19 protein-coding genes are annotated in these 16,534 nt (G+C 51.3%); 15 read left to right on the forward strand and 4 right to left on the reverse strand.

Annotated elements, in window-relative coordinates:
* Positions 1-4: 4 nt before the first annotated feature.
* From mlaE to murA, 6 genes are all read left to right on the forward strand, one after another.
* Positions 5-787 (forward strand): lipid asymmetry maintenance ABC transporter permease subunit MlaE, encoded by a 783-nt coding sequence (gene mlaE, locus LG384_RS20060; RefSeq protein WP_045448070.1) that lies wholly within the window; start codon positions 5-7, stop codon positions 785-787.
* Positions 788-791: 4 nt separating this feature from the next.
* Positions 792-1,349, forward strand: a complete 558-nt coding sequence (mlaD, locus tag LG384_RS20065; protein WP_045449803.1) for an outer membrane lipid asymmetry maintenance protein MlaD — start codon at positions 792-794, stop codon at positions 1,347-1,349.
* Positions 1,350-1,367: 18 nt separating this feature from the next.
* Complete coding sequence (gene mlaC, locus LG384_RS20070; RefSeq protein WP_045448067.1) at positions 1,368-2,003, forward strand: phospholipid-binding protein MlaC; 636 nt, start codon at positions 1,368-1,370, stop codon at positions 2,001-2,003.
* Complete coding sequence (mlaB, locus tag LG384_RS20075) at positions 2,003-2,299, forward strand: lipid asymmetry maintenance protein MlaB (RefSeq protein ID WP_048220482.1); 297 nt, start codon at positions 2,003-2,005, stop codon at positions 2,297-2,299. The genes mlaC and mlaB overlap by 1 nt, the downstream gene beginning before the upstream one ends.
* Before the next feature lie 199 nt (positions 2,300-2,498).
* Positions 2,499-2,753 (forward strand): BolA family iron metabolism protein IbaG, encoded by a 255-nt coding sequence (gene ibaG, locus LG384_RS20080; RefSeq protein ID WP_003025040.1) that lies wholly within the window; start codon positions 2,499-2,501, stop codon positions 2,751-2,753.
* A gap of 53 nt (positions 2,754-2,806) precedes the next feature.
* Complete coding sequence (gene murA, locus LG384_RS20085) at positions 2,807-4,066, forward strand: UDP-N-acetylglucosamine 1-carboxyvinyltransferase (protein ID WP_045448061.1); 1,260 nt, start codon at positions 2,807-2,809, stop codon at positions 4,064-4,066.
* A gap of 53 nt (positions 4,067-4,119) precedes the next feature.
* Here the strand turns inward: murA and sfsB are convergent, their stop codons facing one another.
* Both sfsB and ispB read right to left on the reverse strand, forming a co-directional pair.
* A complete protein-coding gene (gene sfsB / locus LG384_RS20090; protein ID WP_045448058.1) occupies positions 4,120-4,404 on the reverse strand; it encodes a DNA-binding transcriptional regulator SfsB in 285 nt (94 codons plus the stop codon).
* A gap of 231 nt (positions 4,405-4,635) precedes the next feature.
* Entirely contained in the window at positions 4,636-5,607 is a 972-nt protein-coding gene (ispB, locus tag LG384_RS20095; RefSeq protein WP_045448055.1) for an octaprenyl diphosphate synthase, read from the reverse strand.
* A gap of 258 nt (positions 5,608-5,865) precedes the next feature.
* On the opposite strand from ispB, the gene rplU reads away from it, so the two are divergent.
* The 4 genes from rplU to cgtA all read left to right on the forward strand — a co-directional run bounded on the left by rplU (position 5,866) and on the right by cgtA (position 8,734).
* The gene (gene rplU, locus LG384_RS20100; protein ID WP_003025032.1) at positions 5,866-6,177 is read left to right on the forward strand and encodes a 50S ribosomal protein L21; all 312 of its coding nucleotides are present in this window, start codon (positions 5,866-5,868) and stop codon (positions 6,175-6,177) included.
* A gap of 19 nt (positions 6,178-6,196) precedes the next feature.
* On the forward strand, positions 6,197-6,454 hold the full coding sequence (rpmA, locus tag LG384_RS20105; protein WP_003025030.1) for a 50S ribosomal protein L27: 258 nt from the start codon (positions 6,197-6,199) through the stop codon (positions 6,452-6,454).
* A 126-nt stretch (positions 6,455-6,580) separates the two neighbouring features.
* Positions 6,581-7,546, forward strand: a complete 966-nt coding sequence (locus LG384_RS20110; RefSeq protein WP_045448053.1) for a DMT family transporter — start codon at positions 6,581-6,583, stop codon at positions 7,544-7,546.
* Positions 7,547-7,561: 15 nt separating this feature from the next.
* On the forward strand, positions 7,562-8,734 hold the full coding sequence (cgtA, locus tag LG384_RS20115; protein ID WP_045448051.1) for an Obg family GTPase CgtA: 1,173 nt from the start codon (positions 7,562-7,564) through the stop codon (positions 8,732-8,734).
* Positions 8,735-8,832: 98 nt separating this feature from the next.
* On the opposite strand, the gene dacB is transcribed toward cgtA, so the two are convergent.
* A complete protein-coding gene (gene dacB / locus LG384_RS20120) occupies positions 8,833-10,269 on the reverse strand; it encodes a serine-type D-Ala-D-Ala carboxypeptidase (RefSeq protein WP_225761415.1) in 1,437 nt (478 codons plus the stop codon).
* Between the two features lie 248 nt (positions 10,270-10,517).
* Here dacB and greA point away from each other — a divergent pair, with 248 nt between their 5' ends.
* Entirely contained in the window at positions 10,518-10,994 is a 477-nt protein-coding gene (greA, locus tag LG384_RS20125; RefSeq protein WP_045448047.1) for a transcription elongation factor GreA, read from the forward strand.
* Between the two features lie 155 nt (positions 10,995-11,149).
* Here the strand turns inward: greA and yhbY are convergent, their stop codons facing one another.
* Positions 11,150-11,443, reverse strand: coding sequence for a ribosome assembly RNA-binding protein YhbY (yhbY, locus tag LG384_RS20130; RefSeq protein ID WP_003025016.1), 294 nt, complete (start codon positions 11,441-11,443; stop codon positions 11,150-11,152).
* A 125-nt stretch (positions 11,444-11,568) separates the two neighbouring features.
* Here yhbY and rlmE point away from each other — a divergent pair, with 125 nt between their 5' ends.
* The 4 genes from rlmE to glmM all read left to right on the forward strand — a co-directional run bounded on the left by rlmE (position 11,569) and on the right by glmM (position 16,506).
* On the forward strand, positions 11,569-12,198 hold the full coding sequence (gene rlmE / locus LG384_RS20135) for a 23S rRNA (uridine(2552)-2'-O)-methyltransferase RlmE (protein WP_004106110.1): 630 nt from the start codon (positions 11,569-11,571) through the stop codon (positions 12,196-12,198).
* A 99-nt stretch (positions 12,199-12,297) separates the two neighbouring features.
* Positions 12,298-14,229 (forward strand): ATP-dependent zinc metalloprotease FtsH, encoded by a 1,932-nt coding sequence (ftsH, locus tag LG384_RS20140; RefSeq protein WP_045448044.1) that lies wholly within the window; start codon positions 12,298-12,300, stop codon positions 14,227-14,229.
* A 98-nt stretch (positions 14,230-14,327) separates the two neighbouring features.
* The gene (gene folP, locus LG384_RS20145; protein WP_045448041.1) at positions 14,328-15,176 is read left to right on the forward strand and encodes a dihydropteroate synthase; all 849 of its coding nucleotides are present in this window, start codon (positions 14,328-14,330) and stop codon (positions 15,174-15,176) included.
* Positions 15,169-16,506, forward strand: a complete 1,338-nt coding sequence (gene glmM / locus LG384_RS20150; protein WP_048220486.1) for a phosphoglucosamine mutase — start codon at positions 15,169-15,171, stop codon at positions 16,504-16,506. Before folP ends, glmM begins: the two co-directional genes overlap by 8 nt.
* Positions 16,507-16,534 lie beyond the last annotated feature (28 nt).

Raw genomic sequence — 16,534 nt, forward strand, 5'->3', positions numbered from 1 at the left:
ACCCATGCTGTTAAATGCGCTGGCATCACTCGGGCATCGAGGGATAAAAACCCTCCGGACGTTCGGGCGCGCCGGATTAATGTTGTTCAATGCGGTAGTCGGCAAGCCGGAGTTTCGCAAACATGCGCCGCTGCTGATCCGTCAGCTCTATAATGTCGGCGTCTTATCGATGCTTATCATTATCGTTTCTGGCGTGTTCATCGGTATGGTGCTGGGGTTGCAGGGATATCTGGTACTGACGACTTACAGCGCGGAAACCAGCCTTGGTATGCTCGTGGCGCTTTCATTGCTGCGCGAGCTGGGGCCGGTCGTTGCGGCGTTGCTTTTCGCCGGACGAGCTGGCTCTGCCTTAACCGCAGAAATCGGCCTGATGCGGGCGACCGAGCAGCTTTCCAGTATGGAAATGATGGCGGTCGATCCACTGCGCCGCGTGATCTCTCCGCGTTTTTGGGCCGGAGTCATTTCGCTGCCGCTGCTGACGATTATTTTTGTCGCAGTGGGTATCTGGGGCGGCTCACTGGTTGGCGTAAGCTGGAAGGGGATTGACGCAGGCTTTTTCTGGTCTGCGATGCAGAATGCCGTCGACTGGCGTCTGGATCTGGTCAACTGTTTGATTAAGAGCGTGGTGTTCGCCATTACGGTCACATGGATTGCATTGTTCAATGGTTATGATGCTATTCCGACCTCTGCCGGCATTAGCCGGGCAACGACACGCACCGTTGTGCACGCATCTCTTGCCGTTTTGGGGCTGGATTTTGTGCTGACCGCATTGATGTTTGGGAATTGAGTTCATGCAAACGAAAAAAAATGAGATTTGGGTCGGGTTATTCCTGCTGGTTGCGCTGCTGGCGGCGTTGTTTGTTTGTCTGAAAGCAGCCAATGTCACCTCCATGCGTACCGAGCCGACTTACACGATTTATGCGACTTTTGATAATATCGGCGGCTTGAGAGAGCGTTCTCCGGTACGGATTGGCGGGGTAGTGGTTGGACGCGTTGCAGACATTTCGTTAGATCCGAAAACGTACCTGCCACGTGTAACGCTGGAAATTGAAGAGCGCTTTAACCATATTCCCGATACCAGTTCACTGAGTATCCGTACCTCCGGCCTGTTAGGTGAGCAGTATCTGGCCCTGAACGTTGGTTTTGAAGATCCTGAGCTGGGAACGTCTATCCTGAAAGATGGCGGTACGATTCAGGACACCAAATCCGCGATGGTGCTGGAAGATATGATTGGTCAGTTCCTTTACAACAGCAACAGTAAAGGTGATGACAATAAGAATTCTGGCGATGCGTCATCTGCGGCAGAAGGCAATAATGAAGCCACTACGCCTGCGGGCGCAACGAAGTAATCTCAGGAGAATCGACGTATGTTTAAACGATTGATGATGGTGGCTATGCTGGTTATTGCCCCACTTAGCGCCGCAAATGCAGCGGATCAGACTAATCCTTACAAACAGATGAATGAGGCGGCGCAGAAAACTTTTGACCGTCTGAAAAACGAGCAACCAAAAATTCGTTCTAATCCGGAATACTTGCGCGTTATCGTCGATCAGGAACTGCTGCCGTACGTTCAGGTAAAATATGCCGGAGCACTGGTACTGGGCCGTTATTACAAAGATGCTACGCCAGCGCAGCGTGACGCGTATTTCACTGCATTTCGTGAGTACCTGAAGCAAGCCTATGGCCAGGCGCTGGCAATGTATCACGGCCAGACCTATCAGATCGCCCCGGAACAACCACTGGGCGATGCGACCATCGTGCCGATCCGCGTGACCATCAACGATCCAAATGGCCGCCCTCCTGTGCGCCTGGATTTCCAGTGGCGTAAAAATTCCCAGACCGGTAACTGGCAGGCATATGACATGATCGCCGAAGGCGTCAGCATGATCACCACGAAACAGAATGAGTGGAGTGACCTGTTGCGTACCAAAGGTATCGATGGCCTGACAGCGCAGCTGAAATCTATTTCTCAGCAGAAAATCACTCTGGAAGAGAAAAAATAATGACGCAGTCACTCACCTGGGCGCGTGAAGGTGACAAGCTGGTACTCAAGGGAGAACTGGATCAGGACGTGCTAAATCCGCTCTGGGATGCGCGTGTTGAAGCGATGAAAGGGGTAACCTGCATTGACCTGAGCCAGGTTTCCCGAGTTGATACCGGTGGACTGGCATTATTGCTACACCTGATTGACCAGGGCAAGCAGCAGGGAAATAGCGTTTCGCTCAGCGGTGTTAACGAAAAGGTTTACACACTGGCGCAGCTTTACAATCTGCCCGACGATGTCCTTCCCCGCCTGTAATCAATGCCGGATGGTGGCGTAAGCGCCTATCCGGCCTACATATTCACGTTGATCCTGTAGGCCTGATAAGACCCGTTAGCGTCGCCATGCGGTAATTTTGCGGTCATGATCCACCAGCCAGGCCTTTTGCTTATTTATGACAGCGCAACTTTGCTCTAAGATGTTGGGCTGTTTTCACTATCTGACGAATGAAGATCCCATGGAAAATAATGAAATTCAGAGCGTGCTGATGAATGCACTCTCCCTCCAGGAAGTCCACGTTTCTGGCGATGGCAGTCACTTTCAGGTTATTGCCGTGGGTGAGATGTTTGAAGGCATGAGCCGGGTCAAGAAGCAGCAATCAGTCTATGGCCCGTTGATGGAATACATTGCGGATAACCGCATTCATGCTGTGTCGATCAAAGCATTTACCCCAGCGGAATGGGCGCGCGATCGCAAACTTAACGGTTTTTGAGCTACGGGTGCTGCACCGGTAGCGAATATGAATTCTTAACAGAGAACAGAATAATGGATAAATTCCGTGTTCAGGGGCCAACTAAGCTCCAGGGCGAAGTCACCATTTCAGGCGCTAAAAACGCTGCACTGCCGATCCTGTTTGCGGCGTTGCTGGCAGAAGAACCTGTAGAGATCCAAAACGTCCCAAAACTGAAAGACGTTGACACCTCAATGAAGTTGCTGAGCCAGTTGGGTGCGAAAGTTGAACGCAATGGTTCCGTGCACATTGATGCTCGTGACGTAAACGTCTTCTGCGCGCCATATGACCTGGTTAAAACTATGCGTGCGTCCATCTGGGCGTTGGGGCCGCTGGTAGCCCGCTTTGGTCAGGGCCAGGTTTCACTGCCGGGTGGCTGTACTATTGGTGCGCGTCCGGTTGATCTGCACATTACTGGCCTTGAGCAATTGGGTGCAACCATCAAGCTGGAAGAGGGTTATGTGAAAGCGTCCGTTGATGGTCGTCTGAAAGGCGCGCACATCGTGATGGACAAAGTTAGCGTCGGTGCGACGGTAACCATCATGTGTGCGGCAACGCTTGCAGAAGGTACCACCATCATCGAAAACGCCGCACGCGAACCGGAAATTGTGGATACCGCTAATTTCCTGATTGCACTGGGCGCGAAGGTAAGTGGTCAGGGTACCGATCGTATTACCATTGAGGGTGTTGAACGCCTTGGTGGCGGCGTGTATCGCGTTCTACCTGACCGTATTGAAACCGGGACCTTCCTGGTTGCAGCGGCGATTTCTCGTGGCAAAATTATCTGCCGTAACGCGCAGCCGGACACGCTAGATGCTGTTCTGGCTAAGCTGCGTGATGCGGGCGCCGATATTGAAGTTGGTGCAGACTGGATTAGTCTCGACATGCACGGTAAGCGTCCGAAAGCGGTTAACGTGCGTACTGCGCCGCATCCGGCGTTCCCTACCGATATGCAGGCTCAGTTCACGCTGTTGAACCTGGTTGCGGAAGGGACTGGCTTCATCACGGAAACGGTGTTTGAAAACCGCTTTATGCACGTGCCGGAGCTGAGCCGTATGGGCGCTCACGCGGAAATCGAAAGCAATACCGTTATTTGCCACGGCGTTGAAACACTCTCTGGTGCGCAAGTTATGGCAACAGATTTACGTGCGTCAGCAAGTCTGGTACTGGCTGGATGTATTGCAGAAGGTACGACGGTTGTCGATCGTATTTATCACATCGATCGCGGCTATGAGCGCATCGAAGATAAACTGCGTGCGCTGGGCGCAAACATTGAGCGTGTGAAAGGCGAGTAATCGTTAACGCTTCTTGTCCCCCCATATCTTTGATATGGAGGGGACTGCCCGACTCACTCGAGACTCTTTTTCTCTTTGCGGGTTCTCATCATGCGCGTTCTGTCGATGAATTCATGTGTCTTTGCATCGTGATAACGCGATGGCCAAATAACCCAGGGATCCGTTCCTAGCGCGTTCGCAATAATCACTTCTCCTTTTGGCCATGGTCGTGTTAACGCATTCGCCAGTGTCGATGAGCTTAATCCGTTTTTTCGCGACTCTGCTGCCATTGATGTTCCTTTTTTGCGTAGCCCTGCGATGATGTCTGCCGGATGCCAGTCAATGAGTTTGCTTTCCATAAATCCATCACTCCTTTGGTTAACCACTTACGCTGTCACAATAATCCTGTCTAAACACTATACGCTCAGAGAATGAATGCTCTAAAATGTTCGTGTAATGTTTGAGAATATTCAGAATATGCCAGGAGGGACTAGCGTTGGTTCTGTCAGAGGGATAGTGCAAAAGGTGTTTATTGGAACTTATAGGATTATCCCGTGCGTGGCACGGGATAATGTATGATTCAGGGGGGATTAACGGTCGCGCTGAACCGCGATATGTGCCAGGCCGATCAGGGCTTCTCTCCACGGCGTATCAGGAAGAACCTGAAGTGCGGCAATGGCCTTATCGGCTTCTTCTTCTGCACGCTGGCGAGTCCACTCCAGTGAACCGCAGGCATTCATAGCTTCAAGAACGGGCTCCAGAAGGTGACGACCATTCCCTTGCTCAATAGCCTGGCGAATCATCAGCGCCTGTTCTGGAGTACCATGACGCATGGCATGTAGCAGCGGAAGTGTAGGTTTACCCTCATTGAGGTCATCGCCGACGTTTTTACCCAACTGTTCGCCATCTGCGCTGTAATCCAGTAAATCGTCAATTAGCTGGAAAGCGGTGCCGAGATAGCGGCCATAATCCTGCAACCCTTTTTCCTGCTCAGCGCTACAACCAGCCAGAATGCCAGAACATTGGGCCGCTGCTTCAAACAGACGCGCGGTCTTGCTGTAGATGACGCGCATATAGTTTTCTTCGGTAATGTCCGGGTCGTTTACGTTCATCAACTGCAGAACTTCACCTTCGGCAATGACGTTTACCGCTTTCGACATAACCTCCAACACCTTCAGTGAACCGAGGCTGGTCATCATTTGAAAGGCGCGAGTATAGATAAAATCGCCGACCAGCACGCTGGCCGCATTACCAAATGCGGCATTCGCCGTTGCTTTGCCTCGGCGCATATCGGATTCATCCACAACATCGTCATGAAGCAGAGTCGCGGTGTGGATAAACTCGATTAGGGCCGCGATCGTAACGTGTGCATTATCCTGATAGCCAACGGCGCGAGCAGCGAGTACGGCGATCATCGGGCGAATACGTTTTCCGCCACCGCTAACGATGTAGTACCCCAACTGATTGATCAACTGAACGTCGGAATTGAGCTGTTCAAGGATTGTTGCATTGACACCCGCCATATCTTGCGCGGTTAACTCATTGATTTTTTCTAAATTCATCGCAAAAGCCGGGCTTCTCGCCCCGATTACCTCACAGTATGACAAGGTAACGTCGGGTTTAGGGTTAGAAATATATGCTGATTGTACTGAAAAAACGCCACAGATAAACGTTGCCGTACGTGTTGTGTTTTTTTTCTTCATGTATTGACGGTAGCACTTGTCAAAGGCTCGCGTTTTGCGTAATATTCGCGCCCTATTGTGAATATTTATAGCGCACTCTGAATCATCAAAAAGGTGTGCGTGGAAGCGGAGTTTTTTATGTACGCGGTTTTCCAAAGTGGTGGTAAACAACACCGAGTAAGCGAAGGTCAGACCGTTCGCCTGGAAAAGCTGGACATCGCAACTGGCGAATCTGTTGAATTCGCAGAAGTTCTGATGATCGCAAACGGTGAAGAAGTCAAAATCGGCGTTCCTTTCGTTGATGGCGGCGTTATCAAAGCTGAAGTTGTTGCTCACGGTCGTGGCGAGAAAGTTAAGATTGTTAAGTTTCGTCGTCGTAAACACTATCGTAAGCAGCAGGGCCATCGTCAGTGGTTCACTGATGTGAAAATCACTGGCATCAGCGCTTAAGTTAAGGGGAGCAGGTTAAATGGCACATAAAAAGGCTGGCGGCTCGACTCGTAACGGTCGCGATTCAGAAGCTAAACGTCTGGGCGTAAAACGCTTCGGCGGCGAAACAGTTTTGGCTGGTAGCATCATCGTTCGTCAACGTGGTACTAAATTCCACGCTGGCTCTAACGTTGGTTGCGGCAAAGACCACACTCTGTTTGCTAAAGCAGACGGTAAAGTGAAATTTGAAGTGAAAGGCCCGAAAAACCGTAAATTCATCAGCATTGTTGCTGAATAAGTTTTTCGCGTCCCGGTAACGGATAAAAGCCCCGCAACACGTTGCGGGGCTTTTTACATTCGACGACCGGTAAATATGCTCGTTGTACCGTCGCAATCCGGAACGAGCCCTTGCAGGGAATACGGCATGAAGCAGCAGGCAGGTATTGGTATTCTTTTGGCACTCACGACCGCAGTCTGTTGGGGTGCTTTACCAATAGCGATGAAGCAAGTGCTGGAGGTGATGGAGCCTCCTACCGTGGTGTTCTACCGTTTTTTAATGGCAAGCATTGGCCTTGGAGCTATTCTTGCGGTTAAAAAAAAGCTCCCACCTTTGCGTATTTTTCGTAAAGCGCGTTGGCTGGTACTACTGGCTATTGCCACGGGTGGACTGTTCGGTAACTTCATTCTGTTTAGTTCTTCTTTGCAATATTTGAGCCCAACGGCTTCGCAGGTTATCGGTCAATTGTCACCGGTTGGCATGATGATCGCCAGCGTCTTTATTCTGAAAGAAAAGATGCGTGGTACGCAGGTTATTGGCGCCATTATGCTTCTGAGCGGGCTGGTGTTGTTTTTTAATACCAGTCTGATCGAAATTTTCACCAAGCTGACCGATTACACCTGGGGTGTGATTTTTGGTGTCGGCGCGGCGATGGTTTGGGTGAGCTATGGGGTTGCGCAAAAGGTGTTATTGCGTCGCCTGGCTTCACCGCAGATCCTGTTTTTACTGTACACTTTATGTACGATAGCGCTATTGCCCTTGGCTAAACCCGGTGTAATAGCGCAGCTTAGCGACTGGCAGCTTGCCTGTCTGGTGTTCTGCGGCCTGAATACGCTGGTAGGATACGGTGCCCTCGCGGAAGCTATGGCACGCTGGCAGGCGGCGCAGGTGAGCGCCATTATTACGCTCACGCCGCTGTTTACGCTGTTATTTTCAGATTTATTATCACTGGCCTGGCCCGATTTCTTCGCCAGACCGATGCTAAACCTTTTAGGTTATCTCGGTGCGTTTATCGTGGTTGCGGGCGCGATGTATTCCGCCATTGGTCATCGTATTTGGGGCGGTTTACGTAAGCATGAAACGGTGGTTTCGCAACCCCGCTCAGGCGAATGATTTACGGAGAGTAAAATGAAGTTTGTTGATGAAGCATCGATCCTGGTCGTTGCAGGTGATGGCGGTAATGGTTGCGTCAGCTTCCGCCGCGAAAAGTATATCCCGAAAGGCGGCCCGGATGGCGGCGATGGCGGTGATGGTGGTGACGTATGGCTGGAAGCCGACGAAAACCTGAACACGCTGATCGATTATCGCTTTGAAAAATCGTTCCGTGCGGAACGTGGTCAGAATGGCGCGAGCCGTGATTGCACCGGTAAGCGTGGTAAAGACGTCACCATCAAAGTCCCTGTAGGTACGCGCGTTATCGATCAGGGTACGGGCGAAACCATGGGTGACATGACCAAACACGGGCAACGTCTGATGGTCGCGAAAGGCGGCTGGCACGGCCTGGGTAACACCCGTTTTAAATCCTCGGTTAACCGTACTCCACGTCAGAAAACGATGGGTACACCGGGAGATAAGCGCGATCTAATGCTGGAGCTGATGCTGTTAGCGGATGTGGGTATGCTGGGCATGCCAAACGCCGGTAAATCGACGTTTATTCGTGCGGTATCTGCAGCGAAGCCGAAAGTCGCGGATTATCCGTTCACCACCCTGGTTCCTAGCCTGGGTGTTGTGCGTATGGACAACGAAAAGAGCTTTGTGGTTGCCGACATTCCGGGTTTGATTGAAGGGGCTGCTGAAGGCGCAGGTTTGGGGATCCGCTTCCTGAAACATCTTGAACGTTGTCGCGTGCTGCTGCACCTCATCGATATCGATCCAATTGACGGTTCAGATCCGGTAGAAAACGCCCGTATCATTATCGGTGAACTGGAAAAATACAGTCAGGATCTGGCTTCTAAGCCGCGTTGGTTAGTGTTTAACAAAATTGATTTGATGGACAAGACTGAAGCGGAAGAAAAAGCGAAAGCGATCGCGCAAGCGCTGGGCTGGGAAGGTAAATATTATCTGATCTCTGCCGCCAGTCAGTTGGGTGTGAAAGATCTTTGCTGGGATGTGATGACCTTCATCATTGAGAACCCGATTGTTCAGGCTGAAGAAGCGAAACAGCCGGAGAAAGTGGAGTTCATGTGGGACGATTATCACCGTCAGCAGCTCGCTGAAGTCGAAGACGAAGCGGAAGATGACTGGGATGACGACTGGGACGAAGACGACGAAGAGGGCGTTGAGTTCATCTACAAGCGTTAATTTTGTCATCCGATGAATAGCTAACGGGCCGCTTATGCGGCCCGTTTTTTTTCCGTAGGCTGGATAGGGCGTGAGCCGCTATCCGGCAAGAAATGTTCTTAGTTGTTCTGATAAATGTCTTTATACAGCCGACTCTCGAAGCGTACCAAAGGAATACGGCGGTTGCGCTGGTCAGCCGGCTCAACCGCATAGCCAGACAGGTATTGCACAAACGCCATCCGTTGCCCACTTGCCGTGGTAATGAACCCGGCGAGGTTATAAACCCCTTGTAAAGAGCCTGTCTTCGCAGAGACTTTGCCATCGACGCCTGCCTGATGCAGACCAGCACGGTATTGCAGAGAGCCATCATGGCCTGCCAGCGGCAGCATCGTGATAAAGTTCAGCTCATTATCATGCTGCGCAATATATTGCAGCACCTGCATCATGGTGGCGGGCGCAATCAGGTTATGACGCGACAGTCCTGAACCATCAGCAATGATGGTGTTGCCAATATCAACACCTGCTTGCTGGCGCAGGATCTGGCGTACGGCATCGGAGCCTGCACGCCAGGTTCCCGGCACATTAAATCGTGCGTGGCCAATCATACGAAAAACGGTGTCGGCAATCATGTTGTCCGATTTTTTCAGCATAATCTTAAGCAGATCGTGCAAAGGTGCTGACTGTTTGCTGGCAACAACAGTGCCAGGCTCGTTGACCAGCGTCTGGCGCAGCAGTGTGCCGCTGTAGGTTATACCTGCTTGTTTCAGCTCATCTTTGATAATGGCTCCGGCATAGCTGGCACCATCCTGAATGGCAAACGCGAGAGGCAGAGGTTCGGCGCGCTGAGGCAGACAACCAGTCAGCGTGAAGCGGTTCAGATCGCCAGGAACCACATCCAGTTCACAATATTGGGCTTCCGCAGAACCACGTGCCAGCGTGCGTACCTGACTGAACATGGTGACCGGGTAGTAAGATGCTACGCGAATAAAGGCGAGGTCGTTTGGTTTTTGTGCGCTGTAAAGCGAAACAGAGAAACAGTTACGATCGACAATTGCTGCTGCAGGCGGGGCGCTGAAACACTGCGTCATGTCGTTCCAGGGCCAGCCTGGCGCTTTATCATGGCTGGCAAAAATGGACGTATCAATAAGGACATTTCCGTCAATTTGCGTCACGCCTGCTTTTTTCAGGGTCGCCACCATATTGCGAATATCCTGGCGTTTTAGCGTCGGATCGGCACCAAATCGCGCTACTAAGTCACCCTTCAATATCCCGCCTTCCACACTGCCTTTTGTCTCAAGCGTCGTGGTAAAACGAAAGTCAGGCCCAAGCTGAATCAATGCCGCGAGGGCGGTGATAACTTTTTGGGTACTGGCGGGTAGCGCCATCTGCTGGCTATGGTAATCAATTGCGGGTGCAGGGGCCCCGACCTTCTGTACCATAAGGGCGAGGTTGGCCCCAGCAGGAAGCTGGTTGATGTACTCGTCAACATTCGCAGCCTGAACGCTGAACGCCGCTATAGTGGCAGTCAATCCAATGGTAAATCTGGAAAATCGCATAATCTCGCGCTAACAACCTGGAAACAGGCCGTCATACTACGGCGCAACGCCCCAAAAAGTAAACGATGACCCATAGGGAACTCCAGGGTAAAATGATCATCAAATAGAAAATCGTAGCTGACCTGGAGCTTTGTGCCCCGGGTCGGTATTTTTTTGCTTCTGACTCTGGCATGGCGTATGCCAGGGTGGGCTTAGCAGCCGGGGTGAAGACAAGCGCCCCCTACAGGAATGTTCAAGAGGTATAACAAATGCAAGCTATCCCGATGACCTTACGTGGTGCTGAAAAACTGCGCGAAGAGCTGGATTTTCTGAAATCTGTGCGCCGCCCTGAAATTATCGCCGCTATCGCCGATGCTCGTGAGCACGGTGATCTTAAAGAGAACGCGGAGTATCACGCGGCCCGTGAACAGCAGGGATTCTGCGAAGGGCGCATTAAAGATATCGAAGCTAAGCTGTCCAACGCGCAGGTTATCGATGTCACTAAAATGCCAAACAATGGCCGTGTCGTTTTCGGTGCAACGGTAACAGTGCTGAATCTCGATAACGACGAAGAGCAGACCTGGCGCATCGTGGGCGATGATGAAGCTGATTTTAAACAGAACCTGATTTCTGTGAATTCCCCTATCGCGCGTGGCCTGGTCGGTAAAGAGCAGGATGATGTGGTGGTTATCAAAACGCCGGGCGGTGAAGTGGAATATGAAGTGATTAAGGTAGAATACCTGTAAGAATTACCCAATACTCAAGATGTTGATGTATTGTAAAGAAAGGAAAAAGGCCGCATAGCGGCCTTTTATCAACGAAGAGAGCGTGGCATTTTGCTCTCCTGCTAGCAGAAACTCCCGCGTTTTACACAAACTTCGTGTTCAATTTTGGGATATTCTTAGCGTGGCAGCGAGATTTTACGTTCTTTAGTCGGGCGATACAGTACCAGCGTTTTGCCGATGACCTGTACATTACAGGCGCCGGTTTCGCGTACGATAGCTTCCACGATCAAGGTTTTAGTATCGCGATCTTCCGAGGCGATTTTCACCTTGATAAGTTCATGGTGCTCTAACGCTTGTTCAATCTCGGCCAGTACCCCTTCGGTCAAACCATTATTGCCAAGCATAACTACAGGCTTGAGCGGATGTGCCAGACCTTTCAGGTGCTGTTTTTGTTTAGTACTCAGATTCATCGTATATTTTTGCTTACGTTGGGATTGAAAACGGGTCATTCTACCGCCATCTCCCTTATATCGCCAAATAGCTGTGTAGAAATTTACACCATTGGTTACGATGAACTGCCCGATGGGAAAGTGAAATGACAGGTAAAAAGCGTTCTGCCAGCTCAAGCCGCTGGCTTCAGGAACACTTTAGCGATAAATATGTTCAACAGGCACAGAAAAAGGGGTTACGTTCCCGTGCCTGGTTTAAACTTGATGAAATACAGCAGAGTGACAAGATTTTTAAGCCGGGGATGACGATTGTTGACCTCGGCGCTGCACCCGGTGGCTGGTCGCAATATGCGGTTACGCAGATCGGAAACAGCGGCCGCATTATCGCTTGTGATCTTTTACCTATGGATCCAATCGTTGGTGTGGACTTCCTTCAGGGCGACTTTCGTGATGAATTAGTCCTGAAAGCGTTACTTGAGCGCGTAGGTGACAGTAAAGTACAAGTTGTCATGTCTGATATGGCGCCAAATATGTGTGGAACACCGGCGGTGGATATTCCCCGGGCCATGTATCTGGTAGAGCTGGCGCTTGGAATGGCTCGTGATGTATTAGCGCCAGGTGGTAGTTTTGTAGTGAAGGTGTTCCAGGGCGAAGGTTTCGATGAGTATCTAAGAGAGATTCGCTCCCTGTTTACGAAGGTCAAAGTTCGTAAGCCGGACTCTTCTCGCGCCCGTTCGCGTGAAGTGTACATTGTAGCGACCGGGCGTAAACCATAACCGGTAGATTTCAAACGGAAGTTTGAAAGACGCTGGATATAGAGTATCCTGACGCTGTTTTTAACACAGTTGTAATATGAGGTTAATCCCTTGAGTGACATGGCGAAAAACCTAATACTCTGGCTGGTCATTGCCGTTGTGCTGATGTCAGTATTCCAGAGCTTTGGGCCCAGCGAGTCTAATGGCCGTAAGGTTGATTACTCTACCTTCCTGCAAGAGGTCAATCAGGACCAGGTTCGTGAAGCGCGTATCAACGGACGTGAGATTAACGTTACCAAGAAAGATAGTAACCGTTACACGACCTACATCCCGGTTAACGATCCGAAGCTGCTTGATAACCTGCTGACCAAAAACGTCAAGGTTGTTGGCGAGCCGCCTGAAGAGCCGAGCCTGCTGGCTTCTATCTTCATTTCCTGGTTCCCAATGCTGCTGCTGATTGGTGTCTGGATCTTCTTTATGCGTCAGATGCAGGGCGGTGGTGGCAAAGGCGCCATGTCGTTCGGTAAGAGTAAAGCGCGCATGCTGACGGAAGATCAGATCAAAACCACTTTTGCTGACGTTGCAGGTTGTGACGAAGCGAAAGAAGAGGTGGCTGAACTGGTTGAATACCTGCGCGAACCTAGCCGTTTCCAGAAGTTGGGCGGTAAAATCCCGAAAGGCGTCCTGATGGTCGGTCCTCCGGGTACGGGTAAAACCCTGTTGGCGAAAGCTATCGCGGGTGAAGCAAAGGTTCCATTCTTCACTATTTCCGGTTCTGATTTCGTGGAAATGTTCGTGGGTGTCGGTGCATCTCGTGTGCGTGACATGTTCGAACAGGCCAAGAAAGCTGCACCGTGCATCATCTTCATCGATGAAATCGACGCCGTAGGTCGCCAGCGTGGCGCTGGTCTGGGTGGTGGTCATGATGAACGTGAGCAAACGCTGAACCAGATGCTGGTTGAGATGGATGGTTTCGAAGGTAACGAAGGTATCATCGTTATCGCGGCAACTAACCGTCCGGACGTTCTTGACCCTGCGCTGTTGCGTCCAGGCCGTTTTGACCGTCAGGTTGTTGTTGGTCTGCCGGATGTTCGTGGTCGTGAACAGATCCTGAAAGTGCATATGCGTCGCGTACCGCTGTCTCCGGACATCGATGCGGCAATCATTGCCCGTGGTACTCCTGGCTTCTCCGGTGCAGACCTGGCGAACCTGGTGAACGAAGCGGCACTGTTTGCTGCCCGTGGCAACAAGCGCGTTGTGTCGATGGTTGAATTCGAGAAAGCGAAAGACAAAATCATGATGGGTGCGGAACGTCGCTCCATGGTGATGACGGAAGCGCAGAAAGAATCCACCGCGTATCACGAAGCGGGCCACGCGATTATCGGTCGCCTGGTACCGGAACACGATCCGGTGCATAAAGTGACGATTATTCCGCGCGGTCGTGCGCTGGGTGTTACCTTCTTCCTGCCTGAAGGCGACGCAATCAGCGCCAGCCGTCAGAAACTGGAAAGCCAGATCTCTACGCTGTACGGCGGTCGTCTGGCTGAAGAGATCATCTACGGTGCAGAACATGTTTCTACCGGTGCGTCGAACGACATTAAAGTCGCGACTAACCTGGCGCGTAACATGGTGACGCAGTGGGGCTTCTCTGAAAAACTGGGTCCGTTGCTGTATGCGGAAGAAGAAGGCGAAGTGTTCCTGGGACGTTCTGTTGCGAAAGCAAAACATATGTCCGATGAAACTGCGCGCATCATCGATCAGGAAGTTAAATTGCTGATTGAACGTAACTATGACCGCGCTCGTCGTCTTCTGAACGATAACCTGGATATTCTGCACTCGATGAAAGATGCGCTCATGAAATATGAGACTATCGATGCACCACAGATTGATGACCTGATGGCTCGTCGTGATGTGCGCCCGCCAGCTGGCTGGGAAGAGTCTGGTACTTCTAACAACTCTGGCAACAATGGCACCCCGAGTGCGCCGCGTCCGACTGAAGAGCCGCGTACGCCGAATGCGGGCAACATGTCAGAGCAGTTAGGCGACAAATAAGTTATCGCTGTTGATGACCATGTTTTAATTGAAAACCCTGGGGCTTGCTCCGGGGTTTTTCTTATCTGCTTACTCAAGATTTTACCAGGGATAAAACTATGAAACTCTTTGCTCAGGGTTCTTCACTGGATCTCAGTCATCCCCACGTAATGGGAATTTTAAACGTTACGCCAGACTCCTTTTCCGATGGCGGGGCGCACAATACGCTGGTTGAAGCAGTGAAACACGCAAATCTGATGATTAACGCAGGGGCGACTATCATTGATGTGGGGGGCGAGTCCACTCGTCCAGGGGCCGCAGACGTGAGCGTGGAAGAAGAGCTGGAGCGTGTGATCCCGGTCGTTGAGGCCATTGCTCAACGTTTTGAAGTGTGGATTTCAGTAGATACTTCAAAACCGGAAGTCATTCGCGAATGTGCCAGAGTTGGCGCACATATCATTAATGACATTCGCTCGCTTTCTGAACCGGGGGCGCTGGAAGCGGCGGCGGAAACCGGATTGCCGGTTTGCCTGATGCATATGCAGGGACAGCCGAAAACTATGCAGGAAGCGCCAAAGTATGAAGATGTCTTTGTTGAGGTAAATCGTTACTTTATTGAGCAAATAGCGCGTTGTGAAAGGGCCGGAATCACAAAAGATAAATTGCTGCTCGACCCTGGATTCGGATTCGGTAAAAATCTTGCTCACAACTACACATTACTGGCACGCCTGGCAGAGTTTCATCATTTTAATCTGCCGCTGCTGGTAGGAATGTCACGAAAATCAATGGTTGGCCAGTTGCTCAATGTGGGTCCATCTGAGCGTCTGAGTGGTAGCCTCGCATGCGCGGTGATTGCCGCAATGCAGGGGGCGCAGATTATTCGTGTCCATGACGTCAAAGAAACCGTAGAAGCGATGCGTGTGGTGGAAGCCACATTGTCTGCAAAGGAAAACAAACGCTATGAGTAATCGTAAATATTTTGGCACTGATGGGATCCGCGGCCGCGTAGGTGATGCTCCAATCACCCCTGACTTCGTGCTCAAACTGGGTTGGGCGGCAGGAAAAGTGCTGGCACGTCATGGTTCTCGCAAAATCATTATCGGTAAAGATACGCGTATTTCCGGCTATATGCTGGAGTCTGCGCTGGAAGCGGGCCTGGCTGCTGCTGGTCTGTCTGCCTCTTTCACCGGCCCCATGCCAACGCCTGCCGTCGCTTATCTGACTCGCGCTTTCCGCGCTGAAGCCGGAATCGTTATTTCTGCCTCGCACAACCCATTTTATGATAACGGGATTAAATTCTTCTCCACCGATGGGACCAAACTGCCAGATGCGGTTGAAGAGGCAATTGAAGCCGAGATGGAAAAAGCGATTACCTGTGTGGACTCGGCTGAACTGGGTAAAGCGACTCGTATCGTCGATGCTGCCGGTCGTTATATTGAGTTCTGCAAAGGCACATTCCCGAATGAACTGAGTCTGAATGAGTTAAAAATCGTGGTGGATTGCGCTAACGGTGCAACGTATCACATTGCCCCAAATGTACTGCGTGAACTCGGTGCTAACGTGATTGCGATTGGCTGTGAGCCGAATGGCGTTAATATCAATGAAGAAGTTGGTGCTACCGATGTCCGTGCGCTGCAGGCTCGCGTGATAGCTGAAAAAGCCGATCTGGGTATTGCGCTGGACGGTGATGGTGATCGCGTGATCATGGTTGACCATGAAGGTAACAAGGTCGATGGCGATCAAATCATGTATATCATTGCCCGTGAGGCTTTGCGCCAGGGGCAATTGCGTGGCGGTGCTGTCGGTACGCTGATGAGTAACATGGGGCTGGAACTGGCACTGAAACAGCTGGGGATCCCGTTTGCCCGTGCAAAAGTGGGTGACCGCTATGTGCTGGAAAAAATGCAGGAAAAAGGCTGGCGCATCGGGGCTGAAAACTCGGGTCACGTGATCCTGCTGGATAAAACTACCACTGGTGACGGTATTGTGGCGGGTCTGCAGGTGCTGGCAGCGATGGTTCGTAACCATATGAGTCTGCACGACCTGTGCAGTGGAATGAAAATGTTCCCGCAGTTGCTGGTTAATGTTCGCTTTACTGCTGGCAGCGGCGATCCGCTGGAAAATGAAAACGTGAAAGCGGTGATGGCAGATGTTGAAGCAGCATTGGGCAGCCGTGGGCGTGTGCTGCTGCGTAAATCAGGCACTGAGCCATTAATACGAGTGATGGTGGAAGGTGAAGATGAAGCGCAGGTAACAGAGTTCGCTCACCGTATTGCGGATGCTGTGAAAGCGGTTTAACGCTTGTAAAGAATCAGCGCCGGAGTCC

This window comes from Citrobacter sp. Marseille-Q3906, assembly GCF_916618775.1.
GTDB lineage: Bacteria > Pseudomonadota > Gammaproteobacteria > Enterobacterales > Enterobacteriaceae > Citrobacter > Citrobacter murliniae.